This window comes from Streptomyces filipinensis, assembly GCF_014649495.1.
Lineage (GTDB): Bacteria > Actinomycetota > Actinomycetes > Streptomycetales > Streptomycetaceae > Streptomyces > Streptomyces filipinensis.
Window position 1 is genome coordinate 120,045 of sequence record NZ_BMTD01000013.1, and the last position, 15,696, is coordinate 135,740.

Annotated in this window: 12 protein-coding genes and 1 pseudogene; 8 read left to right on the forward strand and 5 right to left on the reverse strand. The window is 72.2% G+C overall.

The genetic code is table 11. From position 1 onward, the window contains the following. Window positions 1-90: 90 nt before the first annotated feature. Window positions 91-2,913, reverse strand: a complete 2,823-nt coding sequence (locus IE244_RS27065) for a SpoIIE family protein phosphatase (protein ID WP_191876183.1) — start codon at window positions 2,911-2,913, stop codon at window positions 91-93. A gap of 185 nt (window positions 2,914-3,098) precedes the next feature. After that, on the reverse strand, window positions 3,099-3,707 hold the full coding sequence (locus IE244_RS27070; RefSeq protein ID WP_229854349.1) for a TetR/AcrR family transcriptional regulator: 609 nt from the start codon (window positions 3,705-3,707) through the stop codon (window positions 3,099-3,101). A 46-nt stretch (window positions 3,708-3,753) separates the two neighbouring features. On the opposite strand from IE244_RS27070, the pseudogene IE244_RS27075 reads away from it, so the two are divergent. Then, window positions 3,754-4,203, forward strand: a pseudogene (locus tag IE244_RS27075) (SRPBCC family protein); the annotation flags it as partial. A gap of 76 nt (window positions 4,204-4,279) precedes the next feature. Here the strand turns inward: IE244_RS27075 and IE244_RS27080 are convergent. Continuing rightward, window positions 4,280-5,110, reverse strand: a complete 831-nt coding sequence (locus IE244_RS27080; protein ID WP_191876186.1) for an NAD(P)H-binding protein — start codon at window positions 5,108-5,110, stop codon at window positions 4,280-4,282. A gap of 82 nt (window positions 5,111-5,192) precedes the next feature. Here IE244_RS27080 and IE244_RS27085 point away from each other — a divergent pair, with 82 nt between their 5' ends. The 4 genes from IE244_RS27085 (at window position 5,193) to IE244_RS27100 (ending at window position 9,202) form a co-directional block, all read left to right on the forward strand. After that, window positions 5,193-6,155 (forward strand): AraC family transcriptional regulator, encoded by a 963-nt coding sequence (locus tag IE244_RS27085; protein ID WP_191876187.1) that lies wholly within the window; start codon window positions 5,193-5,195, stop codon window positions 6,153-6,155. Window positions 6,156-6,418: 263 nt separating this feature from the next. Beyond that, a complete protein-coding gene (locus tag IE244_RS27090) occupies window positions 6,419-6,628 on the forward strand; it encodes a ferredoxin (protein WP_191876188.1) in 210 nt (69 codons plus the stop codon). Further along, the gene (locus IE244_RS27095) at window positions 6,618-7,973 is read left to right on the forward strand and encodes an NAD(P)/FAD-dependent oxidoreductase (RefSeq protein WP_191876189.1); all 1,356 of its coding nucleotides are present in this window, start codon (window positions 6,618-6,620) and stop codon (window positions 7,971-7,973) included. Before IE244_RS27090 ends, IE244_RS27095 begins: the two co-directional genes overlap by 11 nt. Window positions 7,974-8,017: 44 nt before the next feature. Beyond that, window positions 8,018-9,202 carry a cytochrome P450 gene (locus IE244_RS27100; protein WP_191876190.1) on the forward strand — a complete coding sequence of 395 codons (1,185 nt, stop codon included), beginning with the start codon at window positions 8,018-8,020 and terminating at the stop codon, window positions 9,200-9,202. Window positions 9,203-9,225: 23 nt separating this feature from the next. On the opposite strand, the gene IE244_RS27105 is transcribed toward IE244_RS27100, so the two are convergent. Next, a complete protein-coding gene (locus tag IE244_RS27105) occupies window positions 9,226-9,957 on the reverse strand; it encodes a TetR/AcrR family transcriptional regulator (protein WP_191876191.1) in 732 nt (243 codons plus the stop codon). An 80-nt stretch (window positions 9,958-10,037) separates the two neighbouring features. Between IE244_RS27105 and IE244_RS27110 the strand changes: the two genes are divergently transcribed. The 3 genes from IE244_RS27110 (at window position 10,038) to IE244_RS27120 (ending at window position 15,252) form a co-directional block, all read left to right on the forward strand. Then, on the forward strand, window positions 10,038-11,618 hold the full coding sequence (locus IE244_RS27110; protein ID WP_373305778.1) for an FAD-dependent monooxygenase: 1,581 nt from the start codon (window positions 10,038-10,040) through the stop codon (window positions 11,616-11,618). 403 nt (window positions 11,619-12,021) lie between these two features. Next, the gene (locus tag IE244_RS27115; RefSeq protein ID WP_191876192.1) at window positions 12,022-14,004 is read left to right on the forward strand and encodes an ATP-binding cassette domain-containing protein; all 1,983 of its coding nucleotides are present in this window, start codon (window positions 12,022-12,024) and stop codon (window positions 14,002-14,004) included. A gap of 39 nt (window positions 14,005-14,043) precedes the next feature. Continuing rightward, the gene (locus IE244_RS27120; RefSeq protein ID WP_191876193.1) at window positions 14,044-15,252 is read left to right on the forward strand and encodes a bifunctional class I SAM-dependent methyltransferase/NUDIX hydrolase; all 1,209 of its coding nucleotides are present in this window, start codon (window positions 14,044-14,046) and stop codon (window positions 15,250-15,252) included. Window positions 15,253-15,270: 18 nt separating this feature from the next. Here the strand turns inward: IE244_RS27120 and IE244_RS27125 are convergent, their stop codons facing one another. Beyond that, on the reverse strand, window positions 15,271-15,645 hold the full coding sequence (locus tag IE244_RS27125) for a VOC family protein (RefSeq protein ID WP_191876194.1): 375 nt from the start codon (window positions 15,643-15,645) through the stop codon (window positions 15,271-15,273). Window positions 15,646-15,696: the final 51 nt, after the last annotated feature.

Below are 15,696 nucleotides of genomic sequence, written 5' to 3' on the forward strand. Positions count from 1 at the left end.
CTCGCGGGCCACGGGCCCACGTGCCGGCGAAGTGGCCGTAGAGGCCAGGGTACTCGGCCGCCCCGGCGGCTCGGTGCCGCCGTGTCCTCCTCACAGTGCCGTGTCGTCCCATTGGCCCAGCAGGATCTCGCCGAGTTCCGACTCCGGCCGGGCGCCGAGGGACTGTTCCGCCCAGATGACCTTGCCGGTGGAGGTGTAACGGGTTCCCCAGCGTTCGGCGAACCGGGCGACGAGGAAGAGTCCGCGGCCTCCCTCGTCGGTGACTCTCGCCCGGCGCAGCCGGGGTGAGGTGCTGCTGCCGTCGGAGACCTCGAAGATCAGGGTTCCTGCGGCGGGGCCGCTGGTCGGCACCGTGCGCAGCAGCCGGACGGCGATGGGCTCGGAGCCGTAGCGGATGGCGTTGGTGATCAGTTCGCTGAGGATGAGTTCGGCGGTGAAGGCCGCCTGCTCCAGGCCCCACTCCGTCAGCCGGCGGGCGCAGGCGGAGCGCACCGGGGCCACCGCCGCCGGGTCGCGGGGCACGTCCCACTCGGCGATCTGCGCTGGTCCGAGTCGGCACGTGCGGGCCACCAGCAACGCGATGTCATCCCTGGGCCGGTCGGACAGCATGGCTTCCATCACCGCCGCGCAGGTCGCCTCCGGGGTGCGTTCGTGTCCCGCCAGAACATCGCGCAGGGCCTCCAGACCGGCGTCCAGGTCTCGGGTGCGGTCCTCGATCAGTCCGTCGGTGTAGAGCACCAGCCGGGACCCCTCGGGCACCGTGAGCTCGGCGGTCTCGACCGGCAGGCCTGCGCCGAGCCCCAGTGGCGGCGAGACGGGCAGCCGGGGGAAGTCGACGGTGCCGTCGGGCCGGACCACCGCCGGTCCCGGATGACCGGCCGTGGCGAGCACCAGCTGCCCGGACGTGGGGTCGTAGACGGCGTACTGGCAGGTCGCCCCGGTGATCATCGCCTGTCCGTCGTCCGCGTCGGCGGCCTCCTCGGCGTCGATCTGGGCCACCAACTCGTCCAGCCGGCCCAGCAGCTCGTCCACGGGCATGTCCAGGCCGGCGAAGTTGTGTACGGCGGTGCGCAGCCGGCCCATGGTCGCCGCGGCGTGCAGCCCGTGACCGACGACGTCGCCCACGACCAGCGCCACCCGGGTGCCGGACAGCGGGATCACGTCGAACCAGTCGCCGCCCACCCCGGCCTGGGCCGGCAGGTAGCGGTAGGCCACGTCGAGGGCGGACTGCTCGGGCAGCCCGCGGGGCAGCAGGCTGTGCTGCAGGGTGACGGCCATGGTGTGTTCGCGGGTGTAGCGGCGGGCGTTGTCGATGCACACCGCCGCCCGGGCGGCCAGTTCCTCGGCGAAGGCCGTGTCCTCTTCCTCGAACGGCGGGGAGTCCTTCACGCGCCAGAACTCCACCGCTCCCAGCACCACGCCCCGGGCTCGCAAGGGGACCACGAGCAGGGAGTGGATGCCGTGGTCGAGGATCCGCCGGGCCCGTCCGGGGTGCTGGGCCCGCCAGCCGTCGGAGGCGCTCAGGCCCGCGGTCAGCACCGGCCGGTCCTCGGCCATCGCCACGGCGACGGGGTGGTCCGGGACGAACCGGATCAGCTCGCCGACGGGGTGCAGGAGATCGTCCGAGGCCAGGCCGGCGACGGCGCTGCGGCGCAACTCGGTGAGCGCGGCGCCCGCGCCGGCGGACTCCTCCCCGCGCAGGACCGGCTCCAGCAGTTCGACGGTGACGACGTCGGCGAACCGGGGCACCGCCACTTCGGCCATTTCCTCGGCCGTGCGCCGCACATCCAGGGTGGTGCCGATCCGCAGCCCGGCGTCGTAGAGCAGCTTCAAGCGTTCGCGCGCCACCTCGGCGCGGCCGGAGAGGGCCTGCAGCTCGGTGGTGTCCCGGAGTGTCACCACGCTGCCGGCGGGTCCGTGAGGTGCGGTGAGCCGCTTGTTGACGGCGAGCAGCCGCTCGGCCGCCAGGTGCACCTCGTCGGTGGCCGGCCGGTCGGAGGCCAGCAGCCCGGCGAGGTCCTCCTCCAGCCCGAGCTCGGTGATCTGGCGCCCCTCCGCGTCCGTCGGCAGGTTCAGCAGGCGCCGTGCCTCGTCGTTGGCCAGCAGCAGCCGGCCGTCACCGCCGACGATCAGCACTCCTTCCCGCACCGCGTGCAGCACCGCGTCGTGGTGCTCGTACATACGGGTCATCTCGGTCGCCCCGAGGCCATGGGTCTGGCGCCGCAGCCGTCGGCTGACCAGGCCCGATCCGCCTGCCGCGACGGCGAGCGCGGCGACGGCGCCGCCGAAGAGGACCGGCACCTGCTGGTTCACCCGGTGCCGCACCGCCTCGACCGTGACGGGCACGGAGACGATGGCGACGACGGAGCCGTCGGGCCCCCTGACGGGGACCGCCGAGATCACGGAGAGCCCCAGGGACCCCTTGAACGTACGCGTGAACGGCTTGCCGGTCGCCGCCTGCGCGTAAGGACCGATGACGTGTTTCCCGATCTGGTGCGGGTCGCTGTGGGTGAGGGTGATCCCGTTCAGCCCGTACACGATGATGGCGTCGACGCCTGCGGCTTTCCGGGCAGCCTCGGCATGCGGCTGCAGTACGGCGCTCGGGTGGGCGCTTTTCAGCGCCGCCGCGGTCCCCGGGGCGTTCGCGAACGTCTGCGCCGTGGTGAGCGTCCGCTGCCGGGCGTCCGCCATGACGTCGCGCCGCGCCTGCGCCACGAGGGCCACCAGGGTGGCGGCGACGAGCAGCATCACGACCGCCAGCTGCAGGAGGAAGACCTGCCCGGCGAGGCTGTGCACGCTCAGCAGCGAGCCCGACCGCCGCTCCTCTCCGACCTGACGGGGGCGATCGGGTCGATGAGTCCTTCCGGACGCATCGGGCACATCACGCCCTTTTTGACCCGAAGCTCCGCTCATATTTCCTTTTTATCGTTTCTGGGCGGCCGACCTCTATGCGGCCTGGCCCGGCCGGCCCGCACCCAGGTGGTTGCGATCGCGGCCGGCATGCGCCGCGACGCGGGTTCCCGGCCCGGACGGCCGGCAGAGGTCGTTGCCGACCGCCTGCTGCCGCGCGCCTGCGATCCGCATGGCCGGCGGCCGCGTCAGTCCGTGTCGTAGTACAGCCGGAGGAACTCCTCCATCGCCGCGTCGACACCGACGCGGTCGCCGGTGGCGAGCAGGTCGAGCAGCAGACCGCGGACGGTGGCGAGACCCAGCCTGGCACGGTTCCGTGCCGTGGCGGGATCCGCCCCCACCGCCGTCTCGGCGGCGACGAGCGGCTCCAGCCAGTCCGTCACGAGCCCGTCGAGGACCGGGACCGCCTCGGGGCGGCCCCGCAGCGCGTGCCCGCAGATTTCGAAGAAGAGCCGCTCCTGACCGGCCAGTCGAGGATCTGTCAGCTGCCGCCACAGCAGCCGCGCGACATCGGCGGGCGAGAGACCGGGCTCCAGCCGGAGCCGGGACAACAGATCGCGCTGACGCCGCTCCGACGTCCGGACGATCTCGACCAGCAGCTGCTCCTTGGAGCCGAAGTAGTGGATCAGCATGCGGTGACTGACCCCGATCGCGGCACCCAGGCGGCGCAGGCTCAGATCCGCGATGCCGTGCGCCGCCACGTGATCGACGGCCGCCTCCACCAGTTGCGCGCGCCGGTCTCCGTCCCTGCCGGGGGCGATCGCGCCCTTGGGACGGGAGTCGTCCGTGTTCACCACAACAGGAGTGTACCAATTGGTACATGAGGTCTGTACCGTGTGGTACATGAAGTCTGTCACCGTGTCGATCGACGTACCGCAGACGCCCGAGCAGGTCTACGACTTCCTCGATGTCATGGCTCACCACGAGCGGTTCACCGACCACTACCTGACCGACTGGCGCTACAGCGGCCCCGGCCGCGGTATCGGATCGTGCGCCACGGTCACCGCCACGCTGGCCGGCACGAAGACCGACGTCACCATCGAGGTGGTCGAGGCGGATGCGCCACGGCGCCTCGTCGAACACAACGTCAGCGCGGCCGGCCGACGCCAGGCCCACGGCACGTACACCATCAGCCCGACGCGAACCGGGGGGAGCCTCGTCTCGTTCACATACGCCTGGACACGCGCCCCTCTTTCCGAACGCCTGCTGGCACCCCTCGTCCGGGCCACGATGCAGCGCGCCAACCGCACGGTCATGCAACGCCTGGCCACCGAGCTGGCTCGCCACGCGTCGCTGCCGGCTCCTGACCGCGCTGCGTCTCGGGCCGTTCCCCCGCTCAGCGCCGGCGTGGGCCGGCGCCCGGGGAACTTCAGGTCCAGTGGCCCGCGGCGGCCGCCTCGGTGACGAAGTCCTCGAAAGGCCGGGGCGGTCGGCCGAGGGCTCGTTGCACACCGTCGCAGAGCGCGGCGCCCGAGCCACGGCCGATGGCCATGAGGATGTCGGCGAACAGGCGCGCGACGTCCGGTGAGGCGCCCGCCGCGACCTGGCGCCGGACGAAGGTGTCCGGATCGACGTCGACGTGCTGGATCCTGCGCCCGGTAGCCCTGGCGATGAGGTGCGCCGCCTCACCGAAGCTGATCGCCCGTGGCCCCGTCAGCTCGTAGATCCGGCCGCTGTGCCGGTCTTCGGTCAGCGCGGCTGCGGCGACCTCGGCGATGTCCTCGGCGTCGAGGAACGGCGTACGCCCGTCACCGGTGGGCAGAGCCAGGCTTCCGGCAAGGACGCCGGGCCGCCAGGGGCCCTCGCTGAAGTTCTGCGAGAACCAGTTCGGGCGCAGGATCGCCCAGTCGACGCCGGAGCCGCGCACGGCCTGCTCGACGGCGTGCAGCGGGTGACCCTTCTCGCCGGCGCGCGGGGCTGACAGCAGCACCAACCGCCGTACGCCCGCGGTCACCGCCTCGGTCACGAAGCGTGGGACGCGCGCCTGACGGTCCGTGGCCGGCCGAAGGTCGGGCTCCACGAGATAGGCGGCACCGGCCCCGTCGAGCGCGGCCTCCCAAGTCGCCGGGTCGTCCAGGTCGAAGCGGATGTCGCCGCCCGTGCGGGACGCCGTGCGCACGGGCCGTCCGGCTGCCTTCAGCTGCCGGGCGATGCGGCTGCCGGTCTTGCCGGTGCCACCGAGAATCAGGATGTTCTTCATGCCGTCCAGACAACCCCGAGGGCGTGTGGACGTTCCATGGGAGAACGTCGAAACCACCTTTGTGATCGTCTAACGTGAGGGTGTGGACGTCCTGAGCGATCTGCTGCACCGGGCCCGTGCCAGGAACGCGTTGGTCAGGCAGCTGATCCGGCGTCCTCCGTGGTCGCTGACCTTCGCCGACGCTCCACCGCTCACGGTCGTGACCACGCTCGCCGGCCACGCCTGCGTCCGGCTCGACGATGTGGACACCGCCCCGGTACGCCTCGGTGCGGGTGACATCGCCCTGATCACCGGGCCGGGCCGCCACACGATCGCCGACGCCCCCTCCACCCCGCCTCAGGTGGTGATCCGCGGACGGAGCAAGCACTTCGTGGACGGCAGCCAGGAAGCGCCGGGCAGTGTCCGGAGCCTGGGCCCCCGTACCTACGGCGACGGTTTGCCCGGGGCCACGATCATGCTCCGGGGCGCGTACGAGATCCGCGGCGACCTGGGCGATCGCCTGCTGGGCATGCTCCCGCCCCTGGCAGTCGTGCCCTGCGGCCCCGCGACCCGGGCGGCGCTCGATCTCCTCGCCACCGAGGCGGCCCGCGACGAACCGGGGCAGGACGCCGTCCTCGACCGGGCGCTGGACCTCGTGCTCGTCCTGGCCCTGCGCGCCTGGTGTGCGGACCCGGACAGAGCGCCCGGCTGGTACCAGGCACTGTCCGATCCCGCGATCGGCACCGCGCTGCGCCTGCTGCACGAGGCTCCCGGCCATCGCTGGACGGTCGCCGGGTTGGCCGCCCGGGTCGGCATGTCCCGCGCCGCCTTCGCCGCTCGCTTCACCACACTGGTCGGTGAACCCCCGCTCACCTACCTCACCGGCTGGCGGATGACCCTGGGTGCTGACCGGCTGCGCAACACCGAGGCGACCGTCGCCGCGGTCGCCCGCGAAGTGGGTTACGACGATCCCTTCGCCTTCAGCGTGGCGTTCAAGCGCAGCCGAGGCGTCAGCCCCTCGGCCTGGCGCCGCCAGGCCGTTCCGGGAGTACCCGATCTCCCCTGATGAGCCCGGGCACCAAGGGAGTTGCCCGCGCAGGCAGGGGAATTCACCCTGCGCACCACGGAGATCAGCGGTCGGGCCTGCAACTGTGCGCGTTCCCGCGGGCGTTCACGCACCTCGCCCTCATCAGCGTGCCTTCCGGCCACGACCGCCCCCTGGAGGTGACGGTTGACCGGCGGGGCCCCTCGCGCGGTCACCGTGCGAGCCTCCGGCACCCGGCTCATGCTGGAGGTGAGGGGGGTGGGACAACGGAGGAAGTGGTGACGATGCGGACCGTTGTCGACCTCACGCGTTGCCAGGGCTACGCACAGTGCGTGTTCCACGCACCCGAGGTGTTCGCGCTGCACGGGGAGGAAGGGCTGCTGTACGCCACCGCCGTACCGGACGACCAGGTCGCACGGGTTCGCGAGGCCGCGGCGGCGTGCCCGGTGCAGGCCATCCTCCTCGGGGAAGAGGTGACCAGCCGTGCCCTCTGACCTGAAAGAAGGCCGGATCGTCGTCGTCGGCGCGTCACTGGCCGGGCTGAGGGCCGCGGAGGCGCTGCGCGAGGAGGGCTTCACCGGTGAGCTGACCGTGGTCGGGGACGAACCCCATGCGCCGTACGACCGGCCTCCGCTGTCCAAGCAGGTGCTTCTCGGCCAGGCGACGGCGTACACCACCGAGCTGCCGCTGCGCCGGGACCCGGACGCCGAGTGGCGCTTCGGCGTACGCGCGACAGGTGTGGATCTGCTGGCGAAACAGGTGCTGCTGGAGGACGGGGAATCCCTGCCGTACGACCGGCTGCTCATCGCCACCGGGACCCGCGCGCGTCCCTGGCCCGACCCGGACGAAGCCGCCCTGGACGGGGTGTTCACGCTGCGCACCCGCGAGGACGGCGCGGGGCTGGCCGAGCGGCTGGCCGCGGGACCGGAGCGGGTGCTGGTGATCGGCGGTGGTTTCACCGGCTCGGAGATCGCCTCGGCCTGCAGGGAGATGGGGCTGCAGGTCACGGTCGCCGAACGCGGCCCCGCACCCCTGGTGGGCGCGCTCGGTGCCACGCTGTCGAAGCTCGCGGCCGTGATGCAGCGCAACCACGGCGTGGACCTGCGCACCGGCGTGACCGTCACCGCCCTGACCGGGAACGGCGCGTTCACCGGCGCGGAGCTGTCCGACGGCAGCCGCGTCCACGCCGACGTGTGCGTCGTGGCGCTGGGTGCCCTCCGCAACGTCGAGTGGCTGGCCGACTCCGGGCTGGCGGCGGGCCCGCGCGGGATCGCCTGCGACGCCGGGTGCCGCGCCTTCACCATGTACGGGATCGTCACCGACGACATCTTCGTGGCCGGCGACGTCTCCCGCTTCCCACACCCGCTGTTCGGCTACCAGATGCTCTCCCTGGAGCACTGGGGCAACGCGGTCGAGCAGGCCGAGGTGGCGGCCCACAACATGGTCAGCCCAGGGGCGCTGCAGCGCCCGCACCTGAGCATCCCGACGTTCTGGTCGACGCAGTTCGGGCTCAACATCAAGTCGGTCGGTGTGCCCACCTACTCCGACCACATCGTCATCGCCCAGGGTTCCCTGGAGGCGCGCCGGCTGGCGATGGTCTACGGCTACCAGGGACGGGTCACCGCCGCGGTCACCGTCGACATGGCCAAGTCGCTCGACTACTACCGGCACCTGATCGAGACGGCCGCTCCGTTCCCGCCCCCGCCCGGCGCGGCGGACCGCGCGATCGCGGCCGACATCACGATCCCCTCCGCCGTACCCGATCCCTCGGGACTGTCCCACGGCCCGACCGTCGCCCTCACCGGTCACCTGCCCGACCGCCGGCTGACGGTGGTCTGACCCCACCGCCCGGCTCACGTCCTGCCCCACCACGAGGAGCCGACATGGACTCCGACACCCTTCTGGCACGGATCACCGACTACGCCAGTCGCCCCAACCCCTACCCGCTGTACGCCGAACTGCGCGAGGCCGGTCCCGTCGTGTGGCAGGCCGGCGGCAACTGTCTGATCGGCGGCTACCACCAGATCGCCGCGCTGCTCCACGACCCACGCATGAGTGCCGATCCCCGTACCCGTGGCGAAATGACCCACAAGCCGCCGTTCCTGCGGCTCGACGACCCCGAGCACCACCGGCTGCGCACGCTGACCATGCGGCCGTTCGGCCCGCCGCACAGCCCCCGCCGGGTCGACAGCATGCGCGGCGAGATCGGCCGGATCACCGAGGAGCTGACGGAGACCTTCGAGGCGGGCCGGCAGATCGACCTCGTCGACGACTTCGCCTACCCGCTGCCCGTCGCCGTGATCTGCCGCCTGCTCGGCGTACCGCACGAGGACGAGCCGCTCTTCCGGGCGTGGTCCGACGCGATCGTCGCATCCGCCGACGTCAGGCCCGACCAGGACACCACCGACACCGACAAGGCCGGCGACCAGGCTCGCATCGAGATGGGCGGCTACCTGGTGAACCTCGCCGAGCAGCGCCGTGGCAAGCCGGGCGACGACATGCTCTCCGCCTTCGCCAACGAGCTCGATCCCGCCCTGCGGCTGACCCAGGAGGAACTCGCGGAGACCGCCGTACTGCTCCTCATCGCCGGACACGAGACCACGGTCAACCTCATCACCAACGGCGTGCTCACCCTCCTGCGCCAGCCCGAGCAGCAGGACCGCCTGCGGCGCGAACCCGAACTGCTGCCGCGAGCGGTGGAGGAACTGCTGCGCTACGAGCCACCGGTCCACATGCGCGAGCGGATCCCGCACGCCGACATGGAGGTCGCCGGCACCCGCATCCCCGCGGGCACGTCGGTCATCCTGGTATTCGGCTCGGGCAACCGTGACCCCAGGCGGTTCCCCGATCCCGACCGGTTCGACCCCACCCGCGCGGACAACCAGCACTTCGGGTTCGGCAGCGGTATCCATGTGTGCTTCGGCGCCCCCCTCGCCCGTATCGAGGCCTACACCGCACTCGGGGCGCTGCTCCCCCGCCTCGCCACCGCTCAGCTGGTCCAGGACCCGCCGCCCTACCGCCAGAACGCCATGCTCCGCGGACCCCGCCACCTGCCCATCCAGCTGTGAGGTCTCGATCAGCGACGACGGGGTCAGCCCGGTGGGCGGTGTGCGAGGCCCTCGATCATCAGGGTGAGGGTGAAGTCGAACCGGTCGTGGCCCTCACCGGCGGTGAGCTCGGCGGCGTGGCGGGTGGTGTGGGGGAAGGTCTCGGCGGGCAGGCAGGTGAACCGGCGTAGCAGTTCGTCGCGGTCGACGACCCAGACAGCGTCTTCGTGTGCCGCTCGCTGGTGCGCGATCGACACCTCCAGGCAGTAGGCGGCCACGTACAGCAGGAGGGCGTCGATGGCCCAGGCGGCGGCCTGCGGGGCGACGCCGCCGGCGAGCAGAATCGCCAGCATCCCCTCGCTGACGCGCACGGTCTCGCGGTCGGTGGGGGCCATGGCGAGCGCGGCGCGGGAGATCCCGGGGTATTTCAGATACTGGTCGCGTATCTGGGCGCATACGCCGCGGATCTGCTCCCGCCAGGTCGTGGGGTCGGGCTCGGGCAGGGCGAGCTCGGCGCACAGCCGCCCGATGAGCAGCTCGTCGAGGTCGGCCTTGTTGACCACGTGGGCGTAGAGCGAGGCGGGGCCGGTCTCCAGCGCGCCAGCCAGCCGGCGCATGGTCAGCGCCTCGTAGCCCTCCGCGGCGACGACGCCCAGCGCGGTGTCGACGACCTGCTCCACGGTGATCGGGGCCTTGCGGCGCTGTGACCTCGGGGTGGCCGTGGCCTCGGGGTTCGGCGGCTGGTGGCGTGCCGCGCGTCGCTCTCTCGGGTTCACCGGACCATCATAGCTTGACACGAACACTGTTCGTTCATAGAACAGTGTTCGTGACAGGGAACGGGAACCAGGATGTGGACGTGACCGTGGTCGGAGCCGGGCCGGTGGGGCTCGTGCTCGCCGCGGAGCTGGCGCTCGCCGGGGCGACGGTGCAGATACTCGAGCGGCGCGCCGAGCCGGACACGGCGATGAAGGCGCAGTCGATCAACGTGCCGACGGCGGAGGCACTCGACCGCCGCGGCCTCCTGCCCGCCGCGGAACAGGTGCAGCGAGAGACACTCGACCGGGTGGGGCCGTACGCTCGCACGGCCGAACACCGACCGCCCGGTGCCGGCCGGCAAGGGCCCGAGTCCCGATTCACCGGGCATTTCGCGGGGATGGTCCTCGACCCCGGCCTCGTGGACTGGTCCGATCCCGACCTCGCCGCGCACGCCGCCACCGACGGGGCGCGTATGGTGCCGCAGCCCCAGCTGGAGGCGCTGCTGGCCGACCATGTCTCGCGACTCGGCGTCCCGGTACGTCGCGGCGTGGAGGTCACCACGCTCGACGACACCGGCGACGGCGTACGTGTCGGCACCACCGCCGGCCCGGTGTGCACCGGATGGCTGGTCGGGTGCGACGGCGGACACAGCACCGTGCGCCGGCTCGCGGGCATCGACTTCCCCGGAACCGACCCCGAACTCACCGGCTACCAGGCGGTCGTCGACATCGCCGACCCGGAGAAGCTCGCCGAGGGATGGACGTGGTCGTCCCAGGGGGCGTACCGCTATGGGCCGCAGCCCGGGCGGGTGGCCACCATGGAGTTCGACGGCCCGCCCGCCGGTCTCCCCGACACCCGGCTTCGCTCGCGCGGGAGGACCCCCACGGCGCCGGTCACCCTTGAGGAGGTCCAGGCGAGCCTGCGCCGGATCTCGGGCACCGACGTGACGCTGACCGCCCTGCGCGCCGCCCCGACCCGCTGGACCGACAACGCCCGCCAGGCCGCGGCGTACCGGTCGGGGCGGGTGTTCCTGGCCGGCGACGCCGCGCACGTGCACCCGCCGTTCGGCGGTCAGGGCCTCAATCTCGGGGTCGGCGACGCGATGAACCTGGGCTGGAAGCTCGGCGCCGCGGTCGCGGGGTGGGCCCCCGAAGGGCTGCTCGACACCTACGACGACGAGCGTCGCCCCGCGGGTGCCTGGGTGCTGGACTGGACGCGGGCCCAGATCGGGGTGCTGCGCGGGGACGCCAAGTCGGCCGCGCTCCGGGGGATCGTCGCCGACTTGCTGAACACCCGGGCGGGCACGACCTACGCGGTCAAGAAGATCTCCGGCGTCACGCAGCGCATCGACCTGCACGGCGACCATCCGCTCGTCGGCCGGTTCGCCCCCGACCTGCGACTGAGGAACGGCTCCCGCCTGGCCGACCACGGCCACCGCGGCGAGTTCCTGCTGCTCGACCGCTCTCCCGACGGTGCGTTCGCCCGCCTCGCCGCGGCCTGGTCCGGGCGCGTGAACAGCGTGGGTGACCCCCACGGGACGCCGGCCGGGGTGCTGGTACGCCCGGACGGGGTGGTCGCCTGGGCCTCCGACACCAGCGGCGTCACCGACGTCGCCGCCCTCGAAGCCGCCCTGCGCCGATGGGCGGGCGCGCCGTCGTCCTCATCGAGCCGGAACCGGTGAGCTGACCCCCTGCCGGCATCGGCACGGACCGTCGGCTGCCGCACCCATCGCGCCGTCTCGCCGGTTTCACCCGCGGGCCGGCGGCACGCTCGGCGTTTCGGCCACCGCCGCTTCAGGCCCCGTCCTTGTGCGGCAAGGGTCGGTGCACCCCGCAAGCTCCGGCGCGCGCTCAATCACGGGGTTACGAGCACGACCGAAACACATGTGTTCGAAATTCTGGCTGATTCGTTGAGCCATACGAACGAGCAGCACGAGTGTCGAGGGGGACCCCGTTGACTTCGGCCAGCACACCACCACAACCGACTCGCGACCCGGCGTCCGGCCGCTGTGCCGGTGCGCCGATGAGGACGATGACGACGCCGGTTCTCCGGGCACTGGGCCGGCCCGGGCCAGGAGGCGCCCTGTGAAGAGGTTCTTCGGACGCGTGCAGACGGCCGAGCCGGAGGTCTCCGACGCCGAACAGGAGCTTTTCGGCGGCCCCTTGCGCTACGACTTCGGCTGGTCCGAACACGAGCATGCCCGACTCGACCTGACGATGATGTCGGCTCTGCGCTCCATGCCGAGGCTGGTCGGGGCGACCTTGCGGATGGCGTGGCACGCCGACCGCAGGGCTCTGCTCTCGGTCGCGGTCAGCGAGATCGGGCAGGGCGTCACGGCGGCGATCGGCCTGCTCGCGGTCAACGCCGTCATGCACGCGCTGCTCGGCTCGGGCACCCCCGCCCAGCGGCTGCACGCGGTGCTGCCGGGCTTGCTGGCCGCCGCCGGAGCGGCCGTGGTCAACTCGGGCCTGGCCGGATGGTCCACCTCGCGGGCGGGCCGGCTGGAGCCGCTGGTCGAGCGGATCGCCACGACCCGGTATCTGGCCGCCGCCGCGTCGGTGGAGCTGGAGGCCATCGAGGACCCGGAGTTCCGCCGGCTGATCGACGTCGCCCAGTACGGCGCCGGCTCCGCCCGCCGCATGATCGGTGCCTGCGTGGCCGCGCTGAACGGGACCATCTCGCTGGTGTCCACGGCCGGCGTGCTCACCGTCCTCCACCCTGTGCTGCTGCCGATGCTGATCCTGATCGCGGCGCCCCGCGGCTGGGGTGCGATGCGGGTGGCGCAGGAACGGTATGTGTCGGTGATGAGCTGGATCGAGCACGTACGGGCCAGCCGCCTCATCGGCAACCTGCTCACCGAGCGCACCGCCGCGCAGGAAGTGCGCATCCACGCCGTCGGGCCGTTCCTGCTCAGTCGTTACGAGCGGATGGCCGAGAGCGCCGAGGCCGAGCAGGAGCGGCTGGCCTCCGACAAGGCCGTCACCGAGTGGGTGGCGGCGGCACTGTCCGGCCTCGCCATGGCGGCGACATACGCGGCCATGTTCCTGCTGATCATGAGCGGGCGCATGAGTCTGGCCGTGGCCGGGACCGCCGTCATCGCCGTCCGGTCCGGTTCCGCGAGCCTGGGCGCGCTGGTGATGAACGTGAACCAGCTGCACGAGGAGTCCCTCTACGTCCGCGACCACGCCCGGTTCCTGGACGAGGCGGCCCTGCGCACCATTCCCAGCGGGGGCGATCCCGTTCCCGCACAGGTGAAGCAGGTCGTCCTGGACCGCGTCAGCTACCGCTACCCGGACCGCGAAGCTCCCGCTCTGGACGGGGTGTCCCTCACGCTGCCCATGGGCTCGGTCACCGCCGTGGTCGGCGAGAACGGCTCCGGCAAGAGCACGCTGATGAAGCTGTTGTCGGGCCTGCTGCTGCCGCAGAGCGGGACCGTGCGGTGGGGCGAGGCCGAGGTCGCCTCCCTGGACCGCTCCCAGGTCTTCGACCGCGTCTCACTGCTCACCCAGGACTTCCAGCGCTGGCCCGTGACGGCGGCGTTGAACATCCGGATCGGCCGGCCCGCCCGGGACGGCGGCCCCGAGCGTCTTCAGCCGTCCATCGACTACGCGGGTGCCGGCCCGGTCATCGCGAGACTTCCCGAAGGCCTGCGGAGTCTGCTGGCCCGGATGTTCCGCGGTGCCAGCGAACTGTCCGGCGGCGAGTGGCAGAAGATCGGGCTCGCGCGAACCCACTGGCGCAGCTCCACCTCGGACGCCGCCGGCGTGCTCATCGTGGACGAACCCACCTCCGCCCTCGACCCGGAGGCCGAGATCGCCGCGTTCGAACGCATCCGCCGGCTCGCCGCCCCGAACCGGGCCGTCGTCCTGGTCACCCACCGCATGTCCGGCGTCCGCCACGCCGACCGCATCTACGTCCTGCACCACGGACGGCTCGTCGAGCACGGCAGCCACGACGAGCTCATGGCCGCCCAAGGGCGCTACGCCTCGATGTTCGACGCACAGGCCACGCAGTACGCCCCCATTGTCCCCCGCCCCGACTCCCCCGCCGTCGCCGATCCGGCATGACCCCGCCGGGAAGGCCCCGCTCTGCCCTCAGGAGTCCCCATGTCCGCAGAGGATCTCAACGCCGAAGCATGGACCGTTTACGGCCGACGTCAGCTGAACCGTGGGTACGTGCCGCCCGTTCCCGAACGGCTGGAATGGGCTCCGTGGAAGGGGGTCGGTCCGGGGGCGGAAATCCTCGGTGACATCACCGGCAAACGCGTCCTGGACATCGGCTCCGGCGCCGGCCATCAGGCCGTTCACCTGGCCCGGACCCACGGTGCACGGGTCACCGCGATCGAACTGTCCCTCACCCAGCACCAACGCGCCACCGGTGCGTATGCGGGCACGCCCGGCGTCCGGTTCGTGCACGGCGACGTGGCCGACCACCTCCGCACCGGCGAGCCCTTCGACGCCGCGTACGCCATCGGCAGCCTCGCCTTCGCCGACCCGCGCCGCGTCCTGCCCGCGCTGCGCGACGGCCTGCGCCCCGGTGCACCGCTGGTCCTCTCGCTCCTGCATACCGACCTGCACGGCAACGGCCCGTCCACGACCGTCGCGCCACGTGAACAGACGATCATCCTGCGGGACGATCCGCCCTTGCCCACCCGGATGTGGGTCCTGGCACCGCAGCTGTGGGAGGACCTGCTCACCGAGCACGGCTTCCGCGTCGAGGCCATCGACCTCCTGCGCCCCTTGGACGGCGACAACCCCGTCGTCCAGCAGCTCATCCGCGCCCGCCGCCTCCCGGACCGCCCGACGCGCGTCTTCAGCCGGCCCCGCACCACCCGGCCACCCAAGCCCCACGCGGCCATCGGCGTCGGCGCCATCGTCCTCGGCGACGAGGGCGTGCTGCTCGGCCGACACCGTCGCGGCACTCTCGAACTGCCGGGTGGAACCGTAGAGGCCGGGGAGTCCCTGGAGACAACCGTGATCCGGGAACTCGCCGAGGAGACCGGTCTGATCGCCCGGCCCGACGACGTCACACTCCTGGGCACGCTCGTCGACCACGTCGAACACGTCGTGCGGGTCACCGTAGGCGCCCTTGTGAGCGCCTGGCGGGGCCGGCCGGCGATACAGCCTGACGAGAGCGTCGGCGACTGGGCCTGGTACCCCTTGGACCGGCTGCCCGACGGCCTGTTCGTGTGCAGCGCCCAGATCCTCACCGCATGGCGTCCGGACCTGCCGATCGACCATCCCCCGGCGCATTTCACCCCCTATGCCCCTCGTACGGCTCCTTCGGCGACCCCGGTGCGAGGCGGGTCGTGGTGACGCGGTGGGGCCGACGGCTCAGTGGAGGCAGAGGCAGAACGGATGGCCGGCCGGGTCCGCGTAGACCCGCCAGTTGGCCTCCGGGCGGAGCTGGTCCGTCCGCTCCAGCACGGTCGCGCCGAGGGCTAGCGCCCGCTTCTCCTCCCCGTCGAGGTCGTCCACGTCGAAGTCCAGGTGCAGCTGCTGCGGGAAGTGCTGGCCGGGCCATTCGGGCGGTCGGTAGCCGTCCACCCGCTGGCAGGCCAGCGGCGTCCCCTCGAACCCGTGCACCTCCACCCAGTCGGGATCCTCCGAGTCCGTGACCACGCGGCCGCCGAGCAGCTCCGCGTAGAACTCCGCGAGCCGTACCGCATCGGCGCAGTCCAGCGCGATCGCCTGCAGCTTCCGAATCACTTCCGACACCCCTCGCTCTCCGGCCGCATCCGCGACACTCCCGTACGGGAG

What these genes read in the sequence shown, in the direction of transcription:
- IE244_RS27090 (WP_191876188.1), top strand. Translation starts at nt 6,419, where the DNA reads ATGCGGACCGTTGTCGACCTCACGCGTTGCCAGGGCTACGCACAGTGC.
- IE244_RS27065 (WP_191876183.1), bottom strand. Translation starts at nt 2,913, where the DNA reads ATGAGCGGAGCTTCGGGTCAAAAAGGGCGTGATGTGCCCGATGCGTCC.
- IE244_RS27120 (WP_191876193.1), top strand. Translation starts at nt 14,044, where the DNA reads ATGTCCGCAGAGGATCTCAACGCCGAAGCATGGACCGTTTACGGCCGA.
- IE244_RS27100 (WP_191876190.1), top strand. Translation starts at nt 8,018, where the DNA reads ATGGACTCCGACACCCTTCTGGCACGGATCACCGACTACGCCAGTCGC.
- IE244_RS27080 (WP_191876186.1), bottom strand. Translation starts at nt 5,110, where the DNA reads ATGAAGAACATCCTGATTCTCGGTGGCACCGGCAAGACCGGCAGCCGC.